The 15,488-nt window shown below is 32.7% G+C and carries 14 protein-coding genes; all 14 read right to left on the bottom strand.

From position 1 onward, the window contains the following. Window positions 1-29: 29 nt before the first annotated feature. Entirely contained in the window at window positions 30-821 is a 792-nt protein-coding gene (gene trpC, locus GTZ96_RS07960) for an indole-3-glycerol phosphate synthase TrpC (RefSeq protein ID WP_161642700.1), read from the bottom strand. Between the two features lie 3 nt (window positions 822-824). Then, window positions 825-1,817, bottom strand: coding sequence for an anthranilate phosphoribosyltransferase (trpD, locus tag GTZ96_RS07955; RefSeq protein WP_161642698.1), 993 nt, complete (start codon window positions 1,815-1,817; stop codon window positions 825-827). An 82-nt stretch (window positions 1,818-1,899) separates the two neighbouring features. Continuing rightward, window positions 1,900-2,466 carry an anthranilate synthase component II gene (locus tag GTZ96_RS07950; protein ID WP_161642696.1) on the bottom strand — a complete coding sequence of 189 codons (567 nt, stop codon included), beginning with the start codon at window positions 2,464-2,466 and terminating at the stop codon, window positions 1,900-1,902. A gap of 131 nt (window positions 2,467-2,597) precedes the next feature. Continuing rightward, window positions 2,598-3,998, bottom strand: a complete 1,401-nt coding sequence (locus GTZ96_RS07945; protein ID WP_161642694.1) for an anthranilate synthase component I family protein — start codon at window positions 3,996-3,998, stop codon at window positions 2,598-2,600. A 255-nt stretch (window positions 3,999-4,253) separates the two neighbouring features. Further along, window positions 4,254-4,820, bottom strand: a complete 567-nt coding sequence (locus tag GTZ96_RS07940) for a YceI family protein (protein ID WP_161642692.1) — start codon at window positions 4,818-4,820, stop codon at window positions 4,254-4,256. 290 nt (window positions 4,821-5,110) lie between these two features. Beyond that, entirely contained in the window at window positions 5,111-6,385 is a 1,275-nt protein-coding gene (locus GTZ96_RS07935; RefSeq protein WP_161642690.1) for a hypothetical protein, read from the bottom strand. A 217-nt stretch (window positions 6,386-6,602) separates the two neighbouring features. Next, window positions 6,603-7,169, bottom strand: coding sequence for a YceI family protein (locus GTZ96_RS07930; protein ID WP_161642688.1), 567 nt, complete (start codon window positions 7,167-7,169; stop codon window positions 6,603-6,605). A 28-nt stretch (window positions 7,170-7,197) separates the two neighbouring features. Further along, entirely contained in the window at window positions 7,198-7,830 is a 633-nt protein-coding gene (locus GTZ96_RS07925; protein WP_161642686.1) for an NAD(P)H-dependent oxidoreductase, read from the bottom strand. Between the two features lie 13 nt (window positions 7,831-7,843). Then, window positions 7,844-8,299: a MarR family winged helix-turn-helix transcriptional regulator gene (locus GTZ96_RS07920; protein WP_161642684.1), complete on the bottom strand. Its 456-nt coding sequence runs from the start codon at window positions 8,297-8,299 to the stop codon at window positions 7,844-7,846. A 164-nt stretch (window positions 8,300-8,463) separates the two neighbouring features. After that, window positions 8,464-9,426 (bottom strand): alpha/beta hydrolase, encoded by a 963-nt coding sequence (locus GTZ96_RS07915; RefSeq protein WP_161642682.1) that lies wholly within the window; start codon window positions 9,424-9,426, stop codon window positions 8,464-8,466. 44 nt (window positions 9,427-9,470) lie between these two features. Then, window positions 9,471-12,191 (bottom strand): family 78 glycoside hydrolase catalytic domain, encoded by a 2,721-nt coding sequence (locus GTZ96_RS07910; RefSeq protein ID WP_161642680.1) that lies wholly within the window; start codon window positions 12,189-12,191, stop codon window positions 9,471-9,473. Window positions 12,192-12,300: 109 nt separating this feature from the next. Beyond that, entirely contained in the window at window positions 12,301-12,594 is a 294-nt protein-coding gene (locus tag GTZ96_RS07905; protein WP_181033163.1) for a chaperone modulator CbpM, read from the bottom strand. Beyond that, the gene (locus GTZ96_RS07900) at window positions 12,591-13,490 is read right to left on the bottom strand and encodes a DnaJ C-terminal domain-containing protein (RefSeq protein WP_161642678.1); all 900 of its coding nucleotides are present in this window, start codon (window positions 13,488-13,490) and stop codon (window positions 12,591-12,593) included. The genes GTZ96_RS07905 and GTZ96_RS07900 overlap by 4 nt, the downstream gene beginning before the upstream one ends. 239 nt (window positions 13,491-13,729) lie before the next feature. Then, on the bottom strand, window positions 13,730-15,178 hold the full coding sequence (locus tag GTZ96_RS07895; RefSeq protein ID WP_161642676.1) for a hypothetical protein: 1,449 nt from the start codon (window positions 15,176-15,178) through the stop codon (window positions 13,730-13,732). Window positions 15,179-15,488 lie beyond the last annotated feature (310 nt).

Here is a 15,488-nt window from a genome sequence, read left to right as displayed (position 1 = left end):
CATAGCTTCCATCTTCCATCTCCCAACCTCTAACCTCTAACCTCTAACTCCTGAATAAACTCCGTTGCAGCTTTTCCTGCATTATTTGTTTTCATAAAGTTTTCGCCTATCAGGAAACCTTTGTAACCATAAGGTTTTAGTTCGTTGATAGCGTCGACCGAGCTAATTCCACTTTCTGAAACTTTTACAAATTCATCTGGAATTTGGTGAGCCAATTGCTTACTGAAATCCAAACTTACTTCGAAAGTTTTAAGATTTCTATTGTTTACGCCAATCATATCTAATGTTGGCATAATTGATTTTTCTAATTCTTCCTGATTGTGAACTTCCAATAAAACTTCTAATCCTAAGCTTTTTGCAAATTCAGATAACGATTTGATTTCTTCGCGGGTTAAAACCGCTGCGATTAGCAAAATCAAATCGGCACCGTGTGCTTTGGCTTCTAAGATTTGGTATTCATCTACAATAAATTCTTTTCGCAATAAAGGAATATTTACAGAAGCTCTGGCTAACAATAAATCGTCCAGAGAACCACCAAAATACTTTCCGTCTGTTAGTACCGAAATTCCACAAGCACCGGCACTTTCATATCCTTTCACTACTTCTTCTACTGTGAAACCATAATTAATTTCGGCTTTAGAAGGCGAACGACGTTTGTGCTCGGCAATAATTCCCGAGTTGCTGTTTCTTAAATTGTTGCTTAAAGAAATGGTCTTTTTTCCAAAGAAAACCGAAGTTTCCAATTGTGATACTGGAATGATTGATTTTTTAAGAATGACTTCTCTTTTTTTGTCAACTATGATTCTATCGAGTATATTCATTTTTTATTTACTTAAATCCTGTAATTTTTTCAAAGCTGTTAATCCTTTTCCAGAGAATAAACTTTCTTTGGCTTGTTCAAATCCTTCTAATGGGGTACATCCTGTAACGGTAGCGATTGCCATAGCAGCATTGGCACAAACCACATTGTTTTGCGCTTCAGTACCTTTTCCGGAAATAATATTCAAGAACATTTGAGCCGATTCGGCAACGGTTTTTCCGCCTTCAATTTCGCTTTGTTGTATCAATCGAACACCAAAATCTTCCGGATTAATCATTCCTTCTGTACTATGCGTAATCACTTTTGTAGCTCCGGTTAAAGATACTTCATCATATCCATCTAAGGCATGAACTATAGTGAAATTGCTATCGGTATTTTGATAAAGGTAAGCATACATTCTGGCCAATTCAAGGTTGAAAACCCCTAACAATTGGTTTTTGGGAAATGATGGATTAATCATTGGCCCCAAAATATTGAAAATGGTTCTTACTCCTAATTCTTTTCGAATAGGTCCCACGTTTTTCATAGCAGGGTGGAATAGAGGTGCGTGTAGAATACAAATTCCAGCTTGATCCACACATTTCTTTAAAAAATCAGAATCATTACTGAATTTGATGCCTAAACTTTCCATTACATTACTGGAACCCGTAATAGAAGAAACTCCGTAATTGCCGTGTTTGGTCACTTTTATTCCTGCTCCAGCCGTTATAAAAGAAGCTAAAGTCGAGATATTGAAAGTGTCTTTTCCGTCTCCTCCGGTACCTACTAAATCAATGGTATTGTATTCAGATAAATCAATACGTACACACAATTCCTGAAGCGCTTCTCTAAAACCGGACAATTCATCAATGCTGATGCTTCGCATCATGTATACGGTTAAAAAAGAAGCAATTTGGCTTGGGTTGTAACTTCCGTTAGAAATATTAACCAAAACACTTTTAGCCTCTTCTTTCGAAAGCAATTCGTTATTGATTAATCTATTTAATATGTTTTTCATTTTTTTTAAAGTTGCTAAGAATCTAAGTGATTAAGATTCTGAGTTTTCTAATAACTGATCACTACAAACTGAATACTGCTTACTAGCTATTTACCCAGTTTTCAAGCATTTTCTTTCCATTTGGAGTCAACACACTTTCAGGGTGAAATTGTACTCCGCGAACATCAAATGTTTTGTGACGCAAAGACATGACCTGACCATTTTCGTCAAAAGAAGTCGCTTCTAAAACGTCCGGTAAAGTAGCATCAACAACCCAAGAATGGTAACGACCTACTTCGAATTCTTTTTCTAATCCTTGGAATAAAAGTTCGTCGTCTACAACCGTTTTTACCAAGGTTGCCACACCGTGATAGACTTTATCTAAGTTAGAAAGCGTTCCTCCATAAACTTCTCCGATGGCTTGTTGACCAAGGCAAACACCAAAAATACTTTTGGTAGCTCCATATTTTGCGATAACCGGTTTTAATAAACCGGCTTCATCAGGAATTCCAGGTCCAGGTGAAAGTAGAATTTTGTCGAAATGAGCAATTTCATCTAATTCAAATTCGTCGTTTCTATACACTGTTACTTCACAATTTAAATCTTCCAGATAATGCACTAGATTGTAAGTGAAACTATCGTAATTATCTATAACTAATATTTTTTTCATTTTTCCTCCCCCAACCCCCACCGCGGCGGGGGAGTTCCTATTGGGGTAAATAGGGGTTTAATTGTTATTTTAGTTTAAATTTTTAGGTTCTAAATTACTGCTGAATACTAAAAACTGAACACTGAATACTTTTATATTGTTTCTGCCAAATCCAAAGCCGCATTTAAGGCTCTCAATTTGTTATATACTTCTTGCATTTCGCTTTCTTCATCTGAACTGGCTACAATTCCCGCTCCAGCCTGAGAGTGTAATTGATGGTTTTTACTCAGGAAAGTACGAATCATAATAGCATGGTTGAAGTTGCCTTCAAAATCCATAAAACCAATGGCTCCACCGTAAAAATTACGATTTGTTTTTTCGTAATCTTCAATTAATTGCATCGCTCTGTGTTTTGGTGCACCACTTAATGTTCCTGCCGGGAAAGTATCGGCAACTACCTGCATAGTGGTAGCATCCTCATGTAAATGTCCTGTTACTTTAGAAACCAAATGGATAACGTGAGAGAAAAACTGAACTTCTCTATAACGCTCCACGTTCACTTTATGTCCGTTTCGGCTTAAATCATTTCGAGCCAAATCAACTAACATGACGTGTTCACTGTTTTCTTTTTTATCTTCTGATAATTGTTTTGCTAAAATAGCATCTTTTTCATCATCACCTGTTCTTTTGAAAGTTCCTGCAATAGGATGAATTTCGGCTTTTCTGTTTTTTACAATAATTTGGGCTTCAGGTGAAGATCCAAATATTTTGAAATCCCCATAATCAAAAAAGAATAGGTAAGGGGACGGGTTGATGCTTCTTAATGCTCTGTACACATTGAATTCATCTCCTTTAAAACCTTGAGTAAATCGTCGAGAAAGCACTAATTGGAACACATCACCACGGAAACAATGTTTTTTAGCCAAGGCCACATTGTGCTTGAATTCTTCGTCAGTTAAATTAGAGAAACCTTCTCCTTCTTTCGAAAATTTATATGAAGGAATATTTCTGGATTGTATTAATTGCTCAATTTCGGCAATGTTGTTTCTATCGTCTAAACTATGACAAAAAATATAAGCCTCATTTTTAAAATGATTGATGGCAATGATGTTTTGGTAAACCGCATAAAAAACATCAGGAATAGTATTACTGTTTTCTTTTTTAGCGATGGTTACTTTCTCAAAATAACGAACCGCATCATAAGAAATGTATCCAAATAATCCATTATTGATGAATTTGAAATTGTTTTTCTCCGACTTGAATTGGCCTGAGAATTCTTGTATTACTTCAGGAATATTCGTTTTAGCATCGATTGCTATTGTTTCAGTAGTTCCGTCAGGAAAGTGCTTGAAAATAGTTTCGTTTTCGATTTTAATCGAAGCAATAGGATTACAACAGATGTAGGAGAAACTATTGTCATTTCCGTGATAATCACTGCTTTCCAGTAATAGACTATTAGGGAATTTGTCTCTTATTTTGAAATAAATACTAACAGGAGTAATCGTGTCAGCCAGTATTTGTTTGAATTTTGTATTTAGTTTAAATTGTCTCAATTGGAATAAATTTAAAATTTGTAAGCATTTATTTTAATCTCGTTTGGCATAAAAAAAGGCCTGTCGTGATGACAAGCCTTTTTATATTTATAGATAATAATACCATAGGAGCTTAGTTCACGACTATTGACGTAAATTGTTCCACCACCAAGTATTGTTTGTAATTGTTTTCATATTGCAAATATATAAATGTAATTTGAGTTTACAAATTTTCAAGTATAAAATTATTGAGTAGATTTTATTTATAATTCATTTTTAAAAGACCAAGTCGACTTTTAATTCAAATAAATCATAAATGGTTTTATCTCCTAAATCATCAAAATAACTTCCCGAACCATATTTGATGTCATATTTTGTTCGGTCAATACTAAAATTAGCTGTTGCGGTTTTTCCTTTAATGATTAAATCAAAAATTACAGGATTAGAAATACCTTTAATTGTTAAGGTTGCAATTACAGTATAAGTGTTATTTCCCTTGTAAGTGATGTTTTTGAAAGTTAGAATAGCCGTTTTGAAATTATAAGTACTAAAAAAATCATCAGATTTTAAATGTCCTTCCAGTTTTATTTTTGAACTGCCTGTTTGGTCAGTATTGTTCAAAGTTGTCATGTCAGCAACAAAATTCCCTCCAGTGACTTTATTATCTTTAAAAACAAGTTCTCCTTCTTTGAATTTTATTGTCCCTTCATGTTCTCCTGTTATTTTTTTTCCTGTCCAGGTTATGAGGCTTTTAGAAACATCTATTTTTTTGGTTTGTGCTTCTGTTTTTGTAAAAGAATATAAGAAAATAACAGCTAGGAATATTAGTTTCAAGTTTTTCATTTTATATATGGTTTTGGTTAGTACTAATTTTTTGGTTTATTATGGTTAAAAATAAACGTTCTTTTTCTCAAAGTTACAATAAAAGCATAAGATTTAGAAGTAAAAAATAAAAATAGCATTGTTGTGAATTAAAAAAAATGAAAAAAAAATAACCCCAACAAAAATGCTGGGGTTATTAGAATAAAGTGGGGATATGATTAGAATTTCAAAGCAACAGCTAATTCAAATTCATCATTGATAGTTCTGTCTACTTTAAATGCAGTTGTTTGTTTTTGGATAATGAGACAGCTTTAGTTATTTGCTAATGCAATATTTTTAAATCTGAAATCGGGATTGGTTTTTATATTTGGATTCATGAATAAATCTTTCAGTTTCATGTTTGTGTATTCTAAATTCTCATTTATATGAAACCAGTTTTTTAAATCGTTATTTAGTTCTTCTTGTTCACTAAGATATACATTAGCAGTAGTACTGTTGTTTATTAATGTTTTTTCAAAAGTTATTTTGTTTAAGTTTTCTGTACTAATACCGATTTTAGATCCTAATAAAACAACAGAGTTAAATCCAGAAATAATGCTGTTTTTTAATGTAAAGTTGCTGTTTTCTTTGATATAAATAGATTCTCTTATTAATCCTTGATCATTCTCTTCCATATTTATTAATGTCATGTTTTCAGCAATGATATTCGTTCCTTTTTGTTTAAAGTCAGCATTTTCTACTTTGTCATAAGAATCGATTTCAAAACATCTTGATCCTGAAATATCCGAATTATAAGGATAACGGATAGCAATACTATTATTGATATTTGCCTGAACACCTTGGGTAAAATCAAAATCATCATCGGTTGTACGATAAGAAATAAGGTGGCTTAAATTTACAGCTCCACCATAAGATTCAAAAGAATCATCATTAGAAAAACTAATTTGTATGTAATCTAGTAAGGTTTTATTTCCAATTCCAGCTAACGAAAGACCATTTAATTCTTTTAAAGAATTTAGTTTTCTTCCAGCATATTCAATGCGTACATATTTTAAAATTCCCGAATTATCTTCCGGGTTTTGACCGCCGTAAAAGCCATATTGAGAATTTAAATTAAAATCTAAAAATGATACTCCTCCAAGTTTGTTAATTGGAGCATTTCCTAATAAAATGATTCCGCCCCAATCACCTGGTCTTCTAGTTCCGATTTCTTTATTTGAGGTAAAAACAATAGGATCTGTTTCTGTTCCTTCAGCAATAATTTTTGCACCTTTTGTAATCACTAAGGTACCACAAGTTTTTTCGTCTCCTCTAATTACTGTTCCCGGTTCAATAGTTAAGGTGGCATTTTGGGTTACATAAATTACACCTGTAAGAATGTAGGTATTTCTTTTGAGTAGTTTAGTGTTTTTATCGATTACGCCGTTTAGGATGTATTCGGCTTCGTTATAATTAGTGGATATGGGTTTGAAATTAGTCCAGTTTACCATCCAGTTTGATGTTGTTTCAATACCTTTTGCTTTTTGAGCAAAACAGACAATACTTATTAATAGGTAAATAGAGGTAAGTTGTAATTTGTTTATCATAATCGTTGTTTTTGTTAAGCTATTATAGAATAGATTTGGAGGTTGCTTTAAAAAACAAATTTATAGCTGAAGTGTTAAGTCAATAAACAAGTACCGTTACTAGATTGTTATATTTGGGTAGGGAATTTATTAATTTTTGTATTCTTTATTTTTTATATAAAAAAAGCTCGATAGTGTAATTACTATCGAGCTTTAGATGTATGGAGTTATTATTTCCTTAGAATTTCAAAGCAACAGCTAATTCAAATTCGTCATTGATAGTTTTGTCTCCTAAACCTTGGAAGAAGTTTCCTGAACCGTATTTAATATCATATTTAGTTCTGTCTACTTTAAATGCAGTTGTAGCAGTGTTTCCTTTTACAGCAAGATCAAAATTAATTGGTTTAGTGATACCTTTGATAGTTAAATCAGCAGTTGCAGTGTAAACATTCTTAGCTTTTGTACCTATTTTTTTGATTACCAAAGTAGCTGTTGGGAATTTATCAGTTCCAAAGAAATCGTCAGCTTTCAAGTGACCATTCAATTTTCCTTGGTATTCTCCAGTTAAATCAGTAGATGTTAGAGAAGTCATGTCAACAGTAAAAGTACCACCAACTAATTTTTTTCCTTTTAATACTACAGCTCCGTCTTTGAAGTTTACAGTTCCAGAGTGCTCTCCAGTTACTTTTTTACCTACCCATTTGATAGAAGATGCTTTTGCGTCAATTTTTTTAGTTTGTGCGTTTACTGAAATACTAGCTGCTGCTACGAATAATGCTATTGCAATTGTTTTTAAATTTTTCATTTTTTTTAAATTTGATTTTTATTAATAATTAAAGAGTGATAAATAATTCTTCGTGTGATTTTCTAACTTTTTTATAATGTTGGGTTGCGTCTTCTTCGTGTCTGTAACCTAGTGTTGCAATAAGCGAAGTGTTCAATCCCAGTTTTTCTAATCCTAAAATTTCGTTTACTTGTTCTGGAACAAATCCTTCCATAGGAGTAACGTCAATTTTTAATTCGGCAGCTGCGTTCAACAAATTCCCTAAGGCTAAATAAGTTTGTTTAGCTGTCCAAATGTTTTTAGAGTCTTGAGGAAGTGTTAGAATTTTTGATTTCATAAAATCGGCATATCCAGCTAATGAATCAACAGGAATCCCTCTTGTTGCACTAATGTTGGTGATGTAATTGTCAATGTCTTCTTCTTCTAATTGCGTTTCATTTGCAAAAACAATAAGGTGAGAAGCTTCAACTATTTGCGATTGTCCCCAAGCAGCAGGCTGAATTTTTGCTCTTAATTCAGGATTCTCCACTATGATTACTTTGTAAGGTTGTAATCCATAAGAAGAAGAACTCAAGCGGATGGCTTCTTTTAATATGTTTAAGTCTTCGCTTGATATTTTTTTTGTAGCATCAAATTTCTTTGTTGCATATCTCCAGTTTTGATTTTCTAAAAATTTAATCATGATCGTATTTTTATTATTGATTTCTATATTTTTCTAATAAACTATTTAATTGTTCTAATTCTTCAGCGTTTAAATTGCTGGTTAAGGCATTCTCGTGTTCAATTACTTTAGGATCTAATTCGCTTAAAACATCCAATCCTTTTTGTGTAATTAGCACTTCTATTTTTCTTCTATTATCAGGACAGACGTTACGTGTTACTAATTCCTTTAATAATAATTTGTCTACTAATCGAGTGGTGTTGCTTGTTTTAGCAATCATCCGATCTTGGATAACACACATATTGGCAGGATTTCCTTTTTGACCTCTAAGTATGCGTAGTACATTGTATTGCTCTCCTGATAAATCGTAAGGTTTTAAAACTTCATTAAATTTTTCACTCAAAATATTCTGTGTGTACATAATATTGAGAATAATTTTTTTAGAAAGATTTAATTCAACCGTACTTTTTATTTCATCTTCAATTTTCATTCCAATGTTTGTTTTGTTTGTTTGTACAAATGTAACATATTTTTTATTTGTATATACAAATATTTTAAATGTTTTTTTAAATATTTTTTATAAAATAGTTTAATGTGTTGTTTTATTGGTGTTTGCGTTGTTTTTTAAGCGAAAAAAAACTCGCTATTTTTACATTAAAAACGATTTACTTTTAAAAATTTGTTTTTATTTGGAGTAATTTCAGCTTTAGATTTGTCCAAAATACTTAAATCAGTAAGCCATTCTTCGCATAAAGTAGTCCATAAATTAATCGATTTAGGATTATTTTTCAACGCAATCGAATGTCCGCCTTCAGGGAAAACGTGCAAACTGCCTGAAATATTATGTTCCAGCATGGCTTGATAAAACAGAATACTATTAATAGGATTTACAACGGGATCGTTTTGTGCCAAAACGATAAAAGTAGGTGGAGTGGTTTCGCTAATGTGTTTTTCATTTGAAAAATATTCGATCAATTGCTCTGTGGGTTTATTGCCTAAAAAATTATCAAGACTGCCTTTGTGTGCATATTTCCCCATGGTTATGACTGGCGAAATTAAAATCATAAAATTAGGTTGGAAAGAAAAACTATCTAAACCATCTTTTATAAGCGAGTAATCTTCGGAATGAGTTCCCAGGGTTGTGGCTAAGTGACCACCAGCCGAAGCTCCCATTACACCAATCTTGGAAGTATTGATATCCCAAGTGGTTGCATTGGAACGAATTATTTTCATGGCTCTTTGCGCATCTTGAATAGGACCTTTTTCTCTTTCGACTAAATCAGGGGAAGTTGGCAAGCGATGTATCAAAACAAAAGCATTGATTCCCAAGGTATTTAGCCATTTTGCAAACTGAAATCCGGCAATAGTATAGGTCAATTTAGCATAACCACCCGGAGGACAAATTAACACGGCACTTCCGTTATTTTCTTCTTTTGACGTAAAAAAAGCATATATCCCGGGTTGAGAAACTTGAGTAATTCGCTCTCTTTCTTCTATATGTTCTAATTTCATTCCTTTAGAGTTAGGCATTTTGCCTGCAGGCCATAAAGGAATAAAATCTTGCGATTGCATTGTACTGAAACAGAAAAAAAGTAGAATAAGTGCTTTGACTTTCATCTTTGTATTTTTAGGTTTAATTCTTGTGTTTTTTCGAAAATGAATTATCTCTCAAAATGATGTTCTCCCGATCCAATAGTATCAAGATAAAGATAGTTTCCTTCTTCGGTAGCACTTACTTCTTTATTATCAAATCGAATTGTTGTTCCTGTTTTTCCACATTTTGGCACATACACTTTTGCGGTGCAGTTAGCAGGAACGCTAATTTTTAAATGATAATTATTGTTTTCATAACTCCAGTCCACTTTGATATCGCCTTTGTCTGTTGGATAAGTTCCTTTGGCATAGGTTAGTTTATCGCCAAACCATAATGGTTTGATTTGAATTTTTTCATGTTGTGGAGCTAAGGCTTTTATTCCTAAGATGTAGTTTTGCATGGCCAATAAACCTACCGTTCCCCAAGGATGAGACATGCTTTGGTTGGTTGTGTTAGCATCCCAGGATTCCCAGGTGGCAGTACCTCCCAGAGCAATAGTTTTAGCCCATCCGTCCCATTCGGTATTGGTGTATAAATCAATCAGATGTTTTCCTTCGTCAGCTAAACCAAGTGATTCAGGCAACCAGCGAAGGCACACCATTCCGATACTCATTTTTTGTTTTTTAATTTCCTCAATGACTTGTTTTTTGTTGGCTTCGGGCACAATATTTAATGCAAAAGGAAGAATATTAGCATGTTGCGAAACATGAGTACTCGCATTTTGAGTGTTTTTTATTCCATCAATATACACACCGTCTTGGTTAATAAGATGCATATTGATCGCTTTTTTGATGGCGTCGGCTTTGTCTGCATAAAGTGCTTTGTCGACGGTATTGCCTAAAACTGCTGCAATTTTTGAAATAATATTAAAATCTTCAAAAGCATAAGCATCAATAACCGTTCTGGAATCAACAGCTGTGTCGTAACCATAACGCATTGTAGGAGGCCAATCGATGATTCCAAATTCATAAGGCCCTTTTCCGCCTTTTAATTGATGAATTAATCCAGTACTGGAGTTTTTATAAGAGTCAACGTAATCGGCAATTTTTTTCAAACGCGAATAATTGGATTTTAGAAATTCGATATTCCCAGTTTGGGTGTAATAATCCCAAACCCAAAGTAGATAAGATTGGGTGAAATCAGGAATATCTCTTCCACCATCAACGTTTGGATATACGGCATTGATTCGTCCATCAGGCCAGTATTGATCTTGAGATTGTAAAAATTCGTTCAAGACACGCATATTCATCGTTCGATCGTACATTACGCTCATGCAAGGAACTGCCTGCGACCAACTATCCAATAAAAAAGCACCTTTTTCTCTTGTAGGTGTATCAACAAAGTCTTCTTGTGCGCCCAGAATTAGTGTATGCGCCATCAATTCCCAGGTTTTGTTTAGCATGTCATTTGATGTTTCGAATGAAGAGCGAGAAGGATCTAATTCGAAATGGCGACTAATAAAACTCACATTATTTTGATTCAAATCGTTCGGAGCATTCTCCACTTGTAGATAACGCATCCCGAAATAAACATAAGGATTGAAAACAGAATTATTCCCATTTGGGATGTATTTAAAGCTTAGATTGGTAGATTGATTCATTTTTGATGAAACAGTTCCGTCATTGTTTAAAGTATATCCGCCAAGCATTTTAATAGTATCTCCGGCAATACGTTCGTTAAAATTGATTTTAAAACTACCGGCATATATTTTGCCCAAATCAATAACAAATTTACCATTTCCTAAATTCTGGATGCTTTTAGGTTTGATTTCTTTTTCGATTACTCGAGTTAAATCAGATTGTAAAGTTCCAGTCCAAGGAGCGGTAGGCTGGGAGCCAATTTCGGTGGCGTTTTTCCAATTCGAATCGTTTAAATTTGCCTTGTTCCAATTAGCGATAGCTTTTCGACTATCAACAGATTCGATTCTACCTACACCTTCACCATTGCGTTGAGGTTGACCTAAAAGCCATTGTGAAGCTTGTGTTTGTTTCCAGGATTTATCTGTACCAATAATAGTTTGAGTACCATCAGTATATTCGATAATCGTTTTTAGAATCATGCCGCGACTCCCTGTAACGCGACCTTGACCACCACCATACCAGTGGGTCAGACAGCCTAATAGATTTTCAGTGTTTTTATTTAGTAAAGTAGTAACATCCCAGGCATTATAATAGCTGTATTGCGGATAATGATTGTTGAATCCTTTTCCAACAAATTGTCCGTTAACATATAATTCATAACTGTGACAGGCCGAAATGTATGCAATTGCTTTTTTGATGCTCTTGTTAGGAAGATTGGCTTTTTTTCTAAAATAGGTGTAATCGTCGTTGTCTTTAGAATCTCTTTTAATCCATTGCGCCGATGCCCAATCTTTGTTGCTTAAAAAACCTGTGGTGAAATTTGCAGCAGCCGAATAGGAACTCGCATTTCCATCTTTATCCCAGCAACGCACTTTCCAATAATATGTAGTTGCGGCTTTAAGAGTAACGCCATCTAAGTAAATATAATTTTGTTTTCTGGAATTGATCTTTTTGCTATCCCAGATATCAGCTTTGTTTGCTTTTAAATTAGCCAGACTTGAAGAAATAATGATTTGGTAAGCCGACTGTATTTCGTTAGCATCGGGATCGCTTAGATACCATCCAAAATAAGGTTTGTCGTTTGTTCCAATAGGATTTTGTTTGTCAAAACTTCTTAAATTAAAAGGAGCATTTGGGTTTGCAGCAGTAATTATAATAGACGAAAAAAGAAAGACTACTAAAATTAAAGATTGTATTGTTTGTTTCATCAATAGCTGTTTGATTATTTTTTAATTGGATGCCAAAATATAAAAAATAATCGATTTAGCTTTCCTGCTTTTTTTGGTTTTTTAGCTTAATTGATTTATTAAGATCAATTTAGTTTTCGTATAACAATAAACGGTTTCTAACATTGTGTAATTCTGTTTGTAAGGCGTCAATTTTTTGAAGTAAATTAAGAACAATATCAATTCCTTCAATATTGACATCCAGTTCTTTGTGCATGCGTACTATTTTTTCAATTTCATAAATAGAATCTTTATGGATGTATTGAACGTTATCAACAAGCTCAATATCGACAAGCCCATTTTCATTGAGATTATTAAAAAAACTAATTTCAAGTTTGTAATGTTGGCATAGCGTATCTATAGGGATGAAATTTTCGGTACTCATGATGTTTTTAATTTAGATAGTTCAGTAAATAATTCTAGTTCTTTACTAGAGAGATGAGTTGGAATGTTTATTTGAAAAGTAATGTATAAATCGCCAAAATGACCTTCTTTTTTGTAAACAGGAAATCCTTTTCCTTTGAGTTTTACCTTAGTCCCATTTTGCGTTCCGGGAGCTATTTTTAGTTTTACTTTACCATCAAAAGTGGGTACCGTAATTTCGCCTCCTAAAACGGCTTTGTATAAATCGATTGTAACATTAGTGTATAAATTATCCTTGTCTCTCTTAAAATCAGAATGATTATTTATGGTGAAAGTAATGTACAAGTCGCCTTTAGGGCCTCCGCCCATTCCTTCACCTCCATGTCCGGTTATTTTAATAGTTTGACCATTTTCTACTCCTGCAGGAATGGTAAAGCGAATATTGTGTCCGTTGATATTAACCGTGCGCTTGTGAGTGGTGTAGACTTCCTGTAAATCTAAATTTAATTCGGTGGTAAAATCGGCTCCTTTGTATTGATGTCTTTTACCGCGACTTCGACTGCTGTTTCCAAAGAGAGATTCAAAAAAGTCAGAATAATCATCAGCATCTCTTCCGTAAGAGGTAAAATCTTCATGAGGCTGGCTTTGATTGTAATAGGGTTGACCCTGATTGGCTTTTTCATATTCGGCTATGTGTTTCCAGTTTTCGCCATAAGCATCATATTTTTTTCTGTTTTCGGTATTGCCAAGTACTTCATTGGCTTCGTTGATTTCTTTGAATTTTTTCTCCGCTTCTTTATCGTTCGGATTAACATCAGGATGGAACTTACGCGCTAATTTTCGGTAAGCCTTTTTTATTTCGGCATCCGATGCTTTTTTGTCTATTTCTAATACTTTATAATAGTCTATAAATGCCATGTTGAATTGTTTTTTGAATTACTATTCCGTTAGTGCTATTATAGAATTCCCTATGGAAAATCTTAAGACAAAATGATGAAGATGATTTATCTTCTTGTTATAAATTTACTCAAATTTTAATTGAAAATAAGACTATTGAAGAGTTTTATTTTTAGAAAACACTAATTGATTATTGAAAAACAATTTGTTCTTTTTGAATACAATAACGAGTAAAAAACAGAAAAAAGGCTGACTAATAATTAGTTTAAAGGTATTTTAATTCCTGAAATATAGTAATCAGGGTCATCTGTTCCAAATGCCATAAAAAGATACATAGTATTGTTTTTAATAATAGGAGAGATAAATCCACCTAAATGATCCCAAGCCCAATTATAAATGGGGTATTTATTTTGAAGTTGAACAGGATTAACTATTAGCGGACTTCGGCTATCATGGAACCATTTTTCATTGTGCAAACGCATTAAACCATATTCTCTATTATTGGAAGTTAAATAGTTAGATGGTACTTCTTCACTACCAATTATGATGTACAATTTTGATTTGAAAGTTACATATGTAGCATTATCGGCTTTCCCTTTTAAATACCCCTCGCTTAATCTACCTTTATGGATTATTTTAGAAGAAATTATGCCTTTATTTAAATCTAAAGCATCAGATAAATTCGAAAAAATGATTTCATGTATTTCTCTATCAATAAAACCTTGACTTCTTTTATGTAATAATAGTCGGTATTGATTATTAAATTTGGTTATTGATAAGGGAAAACTATTTTTATCTGATTCATTCCATTGCGGAATCATAATTTTTTTAGGTTGTTGAATGATATTTAAATTTTCATCCATTATCATGTATGCTGAGGTGTAATTATTGTTAGGTTGTTCTACACCTAATAAAACGAGTAGGTTGCCATTGTCTAATTTAAGAGGATTTCCAGTAGAAAATACATTTCCATTTGTTTTAGCAAAAGGAATTGTATTTGTACTAAGTATTTTTTTATTATGAAAAACCCAATCATCTAAGTTAGTACTACTGGCGTAATAAATACTTCTTTTATAATGTGATCCAAATACGATAGGGGTTAATAAGATGTAAGTTCCATCCGATTTTTCAAATATACCTCCTGGTTGAATATAATTGAATTCTCCTTCAATTACTGATGTTGGATAAGAATCAAATAGTGGTTTGTCTTTAATTATTTCGTAATTAACAAAAGGATTAAAAAATTCTACAGTTGCACCAATAGCAGTGTTTAAAGTTCCCAGATAAGTATTTCCTAATGTAATCCAACCATCATTATTATTGATGTCTTTTATTTCAACAACTGTAGCAGCCTCACTATCTTGAGTAACAAACCAACTTTGATTGTTTTTTGCTTTGATTAGTAAATTGTTTAAATTACGATAGTTCGTTTTTATTCGATTATTTACAGCATCAAACTCAGTTATTTGTATCGGATTGGCTCTGTTAATATTATTGAATCTATCAGAAATTAAAGCATTTGAAAAATAGCTGTTTAAACTTCCTGCCGGAAAATTTTCTTCTACAGAAGCAATGTCCATTTCACTTTCAGTTGTTGATGTTGGTGTTTCTACAGGAGGCAAAGTTTCATCGTTTTTTAGTGGATCTGAATCTTCTGGACTACAAGAAATAATAAAACAAAATGTAAAAAAAAGTAATGCTTTCTTCATGCGATAAATTATACTTAATAAAATATTTTGAGATTTTTACAATGTAGGTTTTATTATAAAGGTGCAAATGTATAAGTTTAGTTTGTAAATGCTTAAAAATTATTTGGTTACAAATTACTTATTTGTTAATAAAATAATTTGTAATACTGTTTGTGTAGTAATTCAGTTATAAAATATGAATAATTTTTGAGTTAGTCATTTAGTTTCTGTATTTTTATGTCTTTAAAAACAGTCGTTATGGAAGTATTTGAAGGACAAAGCATACTAAACTTTATAAAAGAATTGCCAAATGATGAAGCTTGCAAAGCTT

The sequence above is a fragment of the Flavobacterium undicola genome (genome assembly GCF_009909155.2).
In the GTDB taxonomy this organism is placed as follows: domain Bacteria; phylum Bacteroidota; class Bacteroidia; order Flavobacteriales; family Flavobacteriaceae; genus Flavobacterium; species Flavobacterium undicola.
Note: the sequence above shows the minus strand (reverse complement) of the source record. Positions and strands in the feature narration are given on the sequence as shown.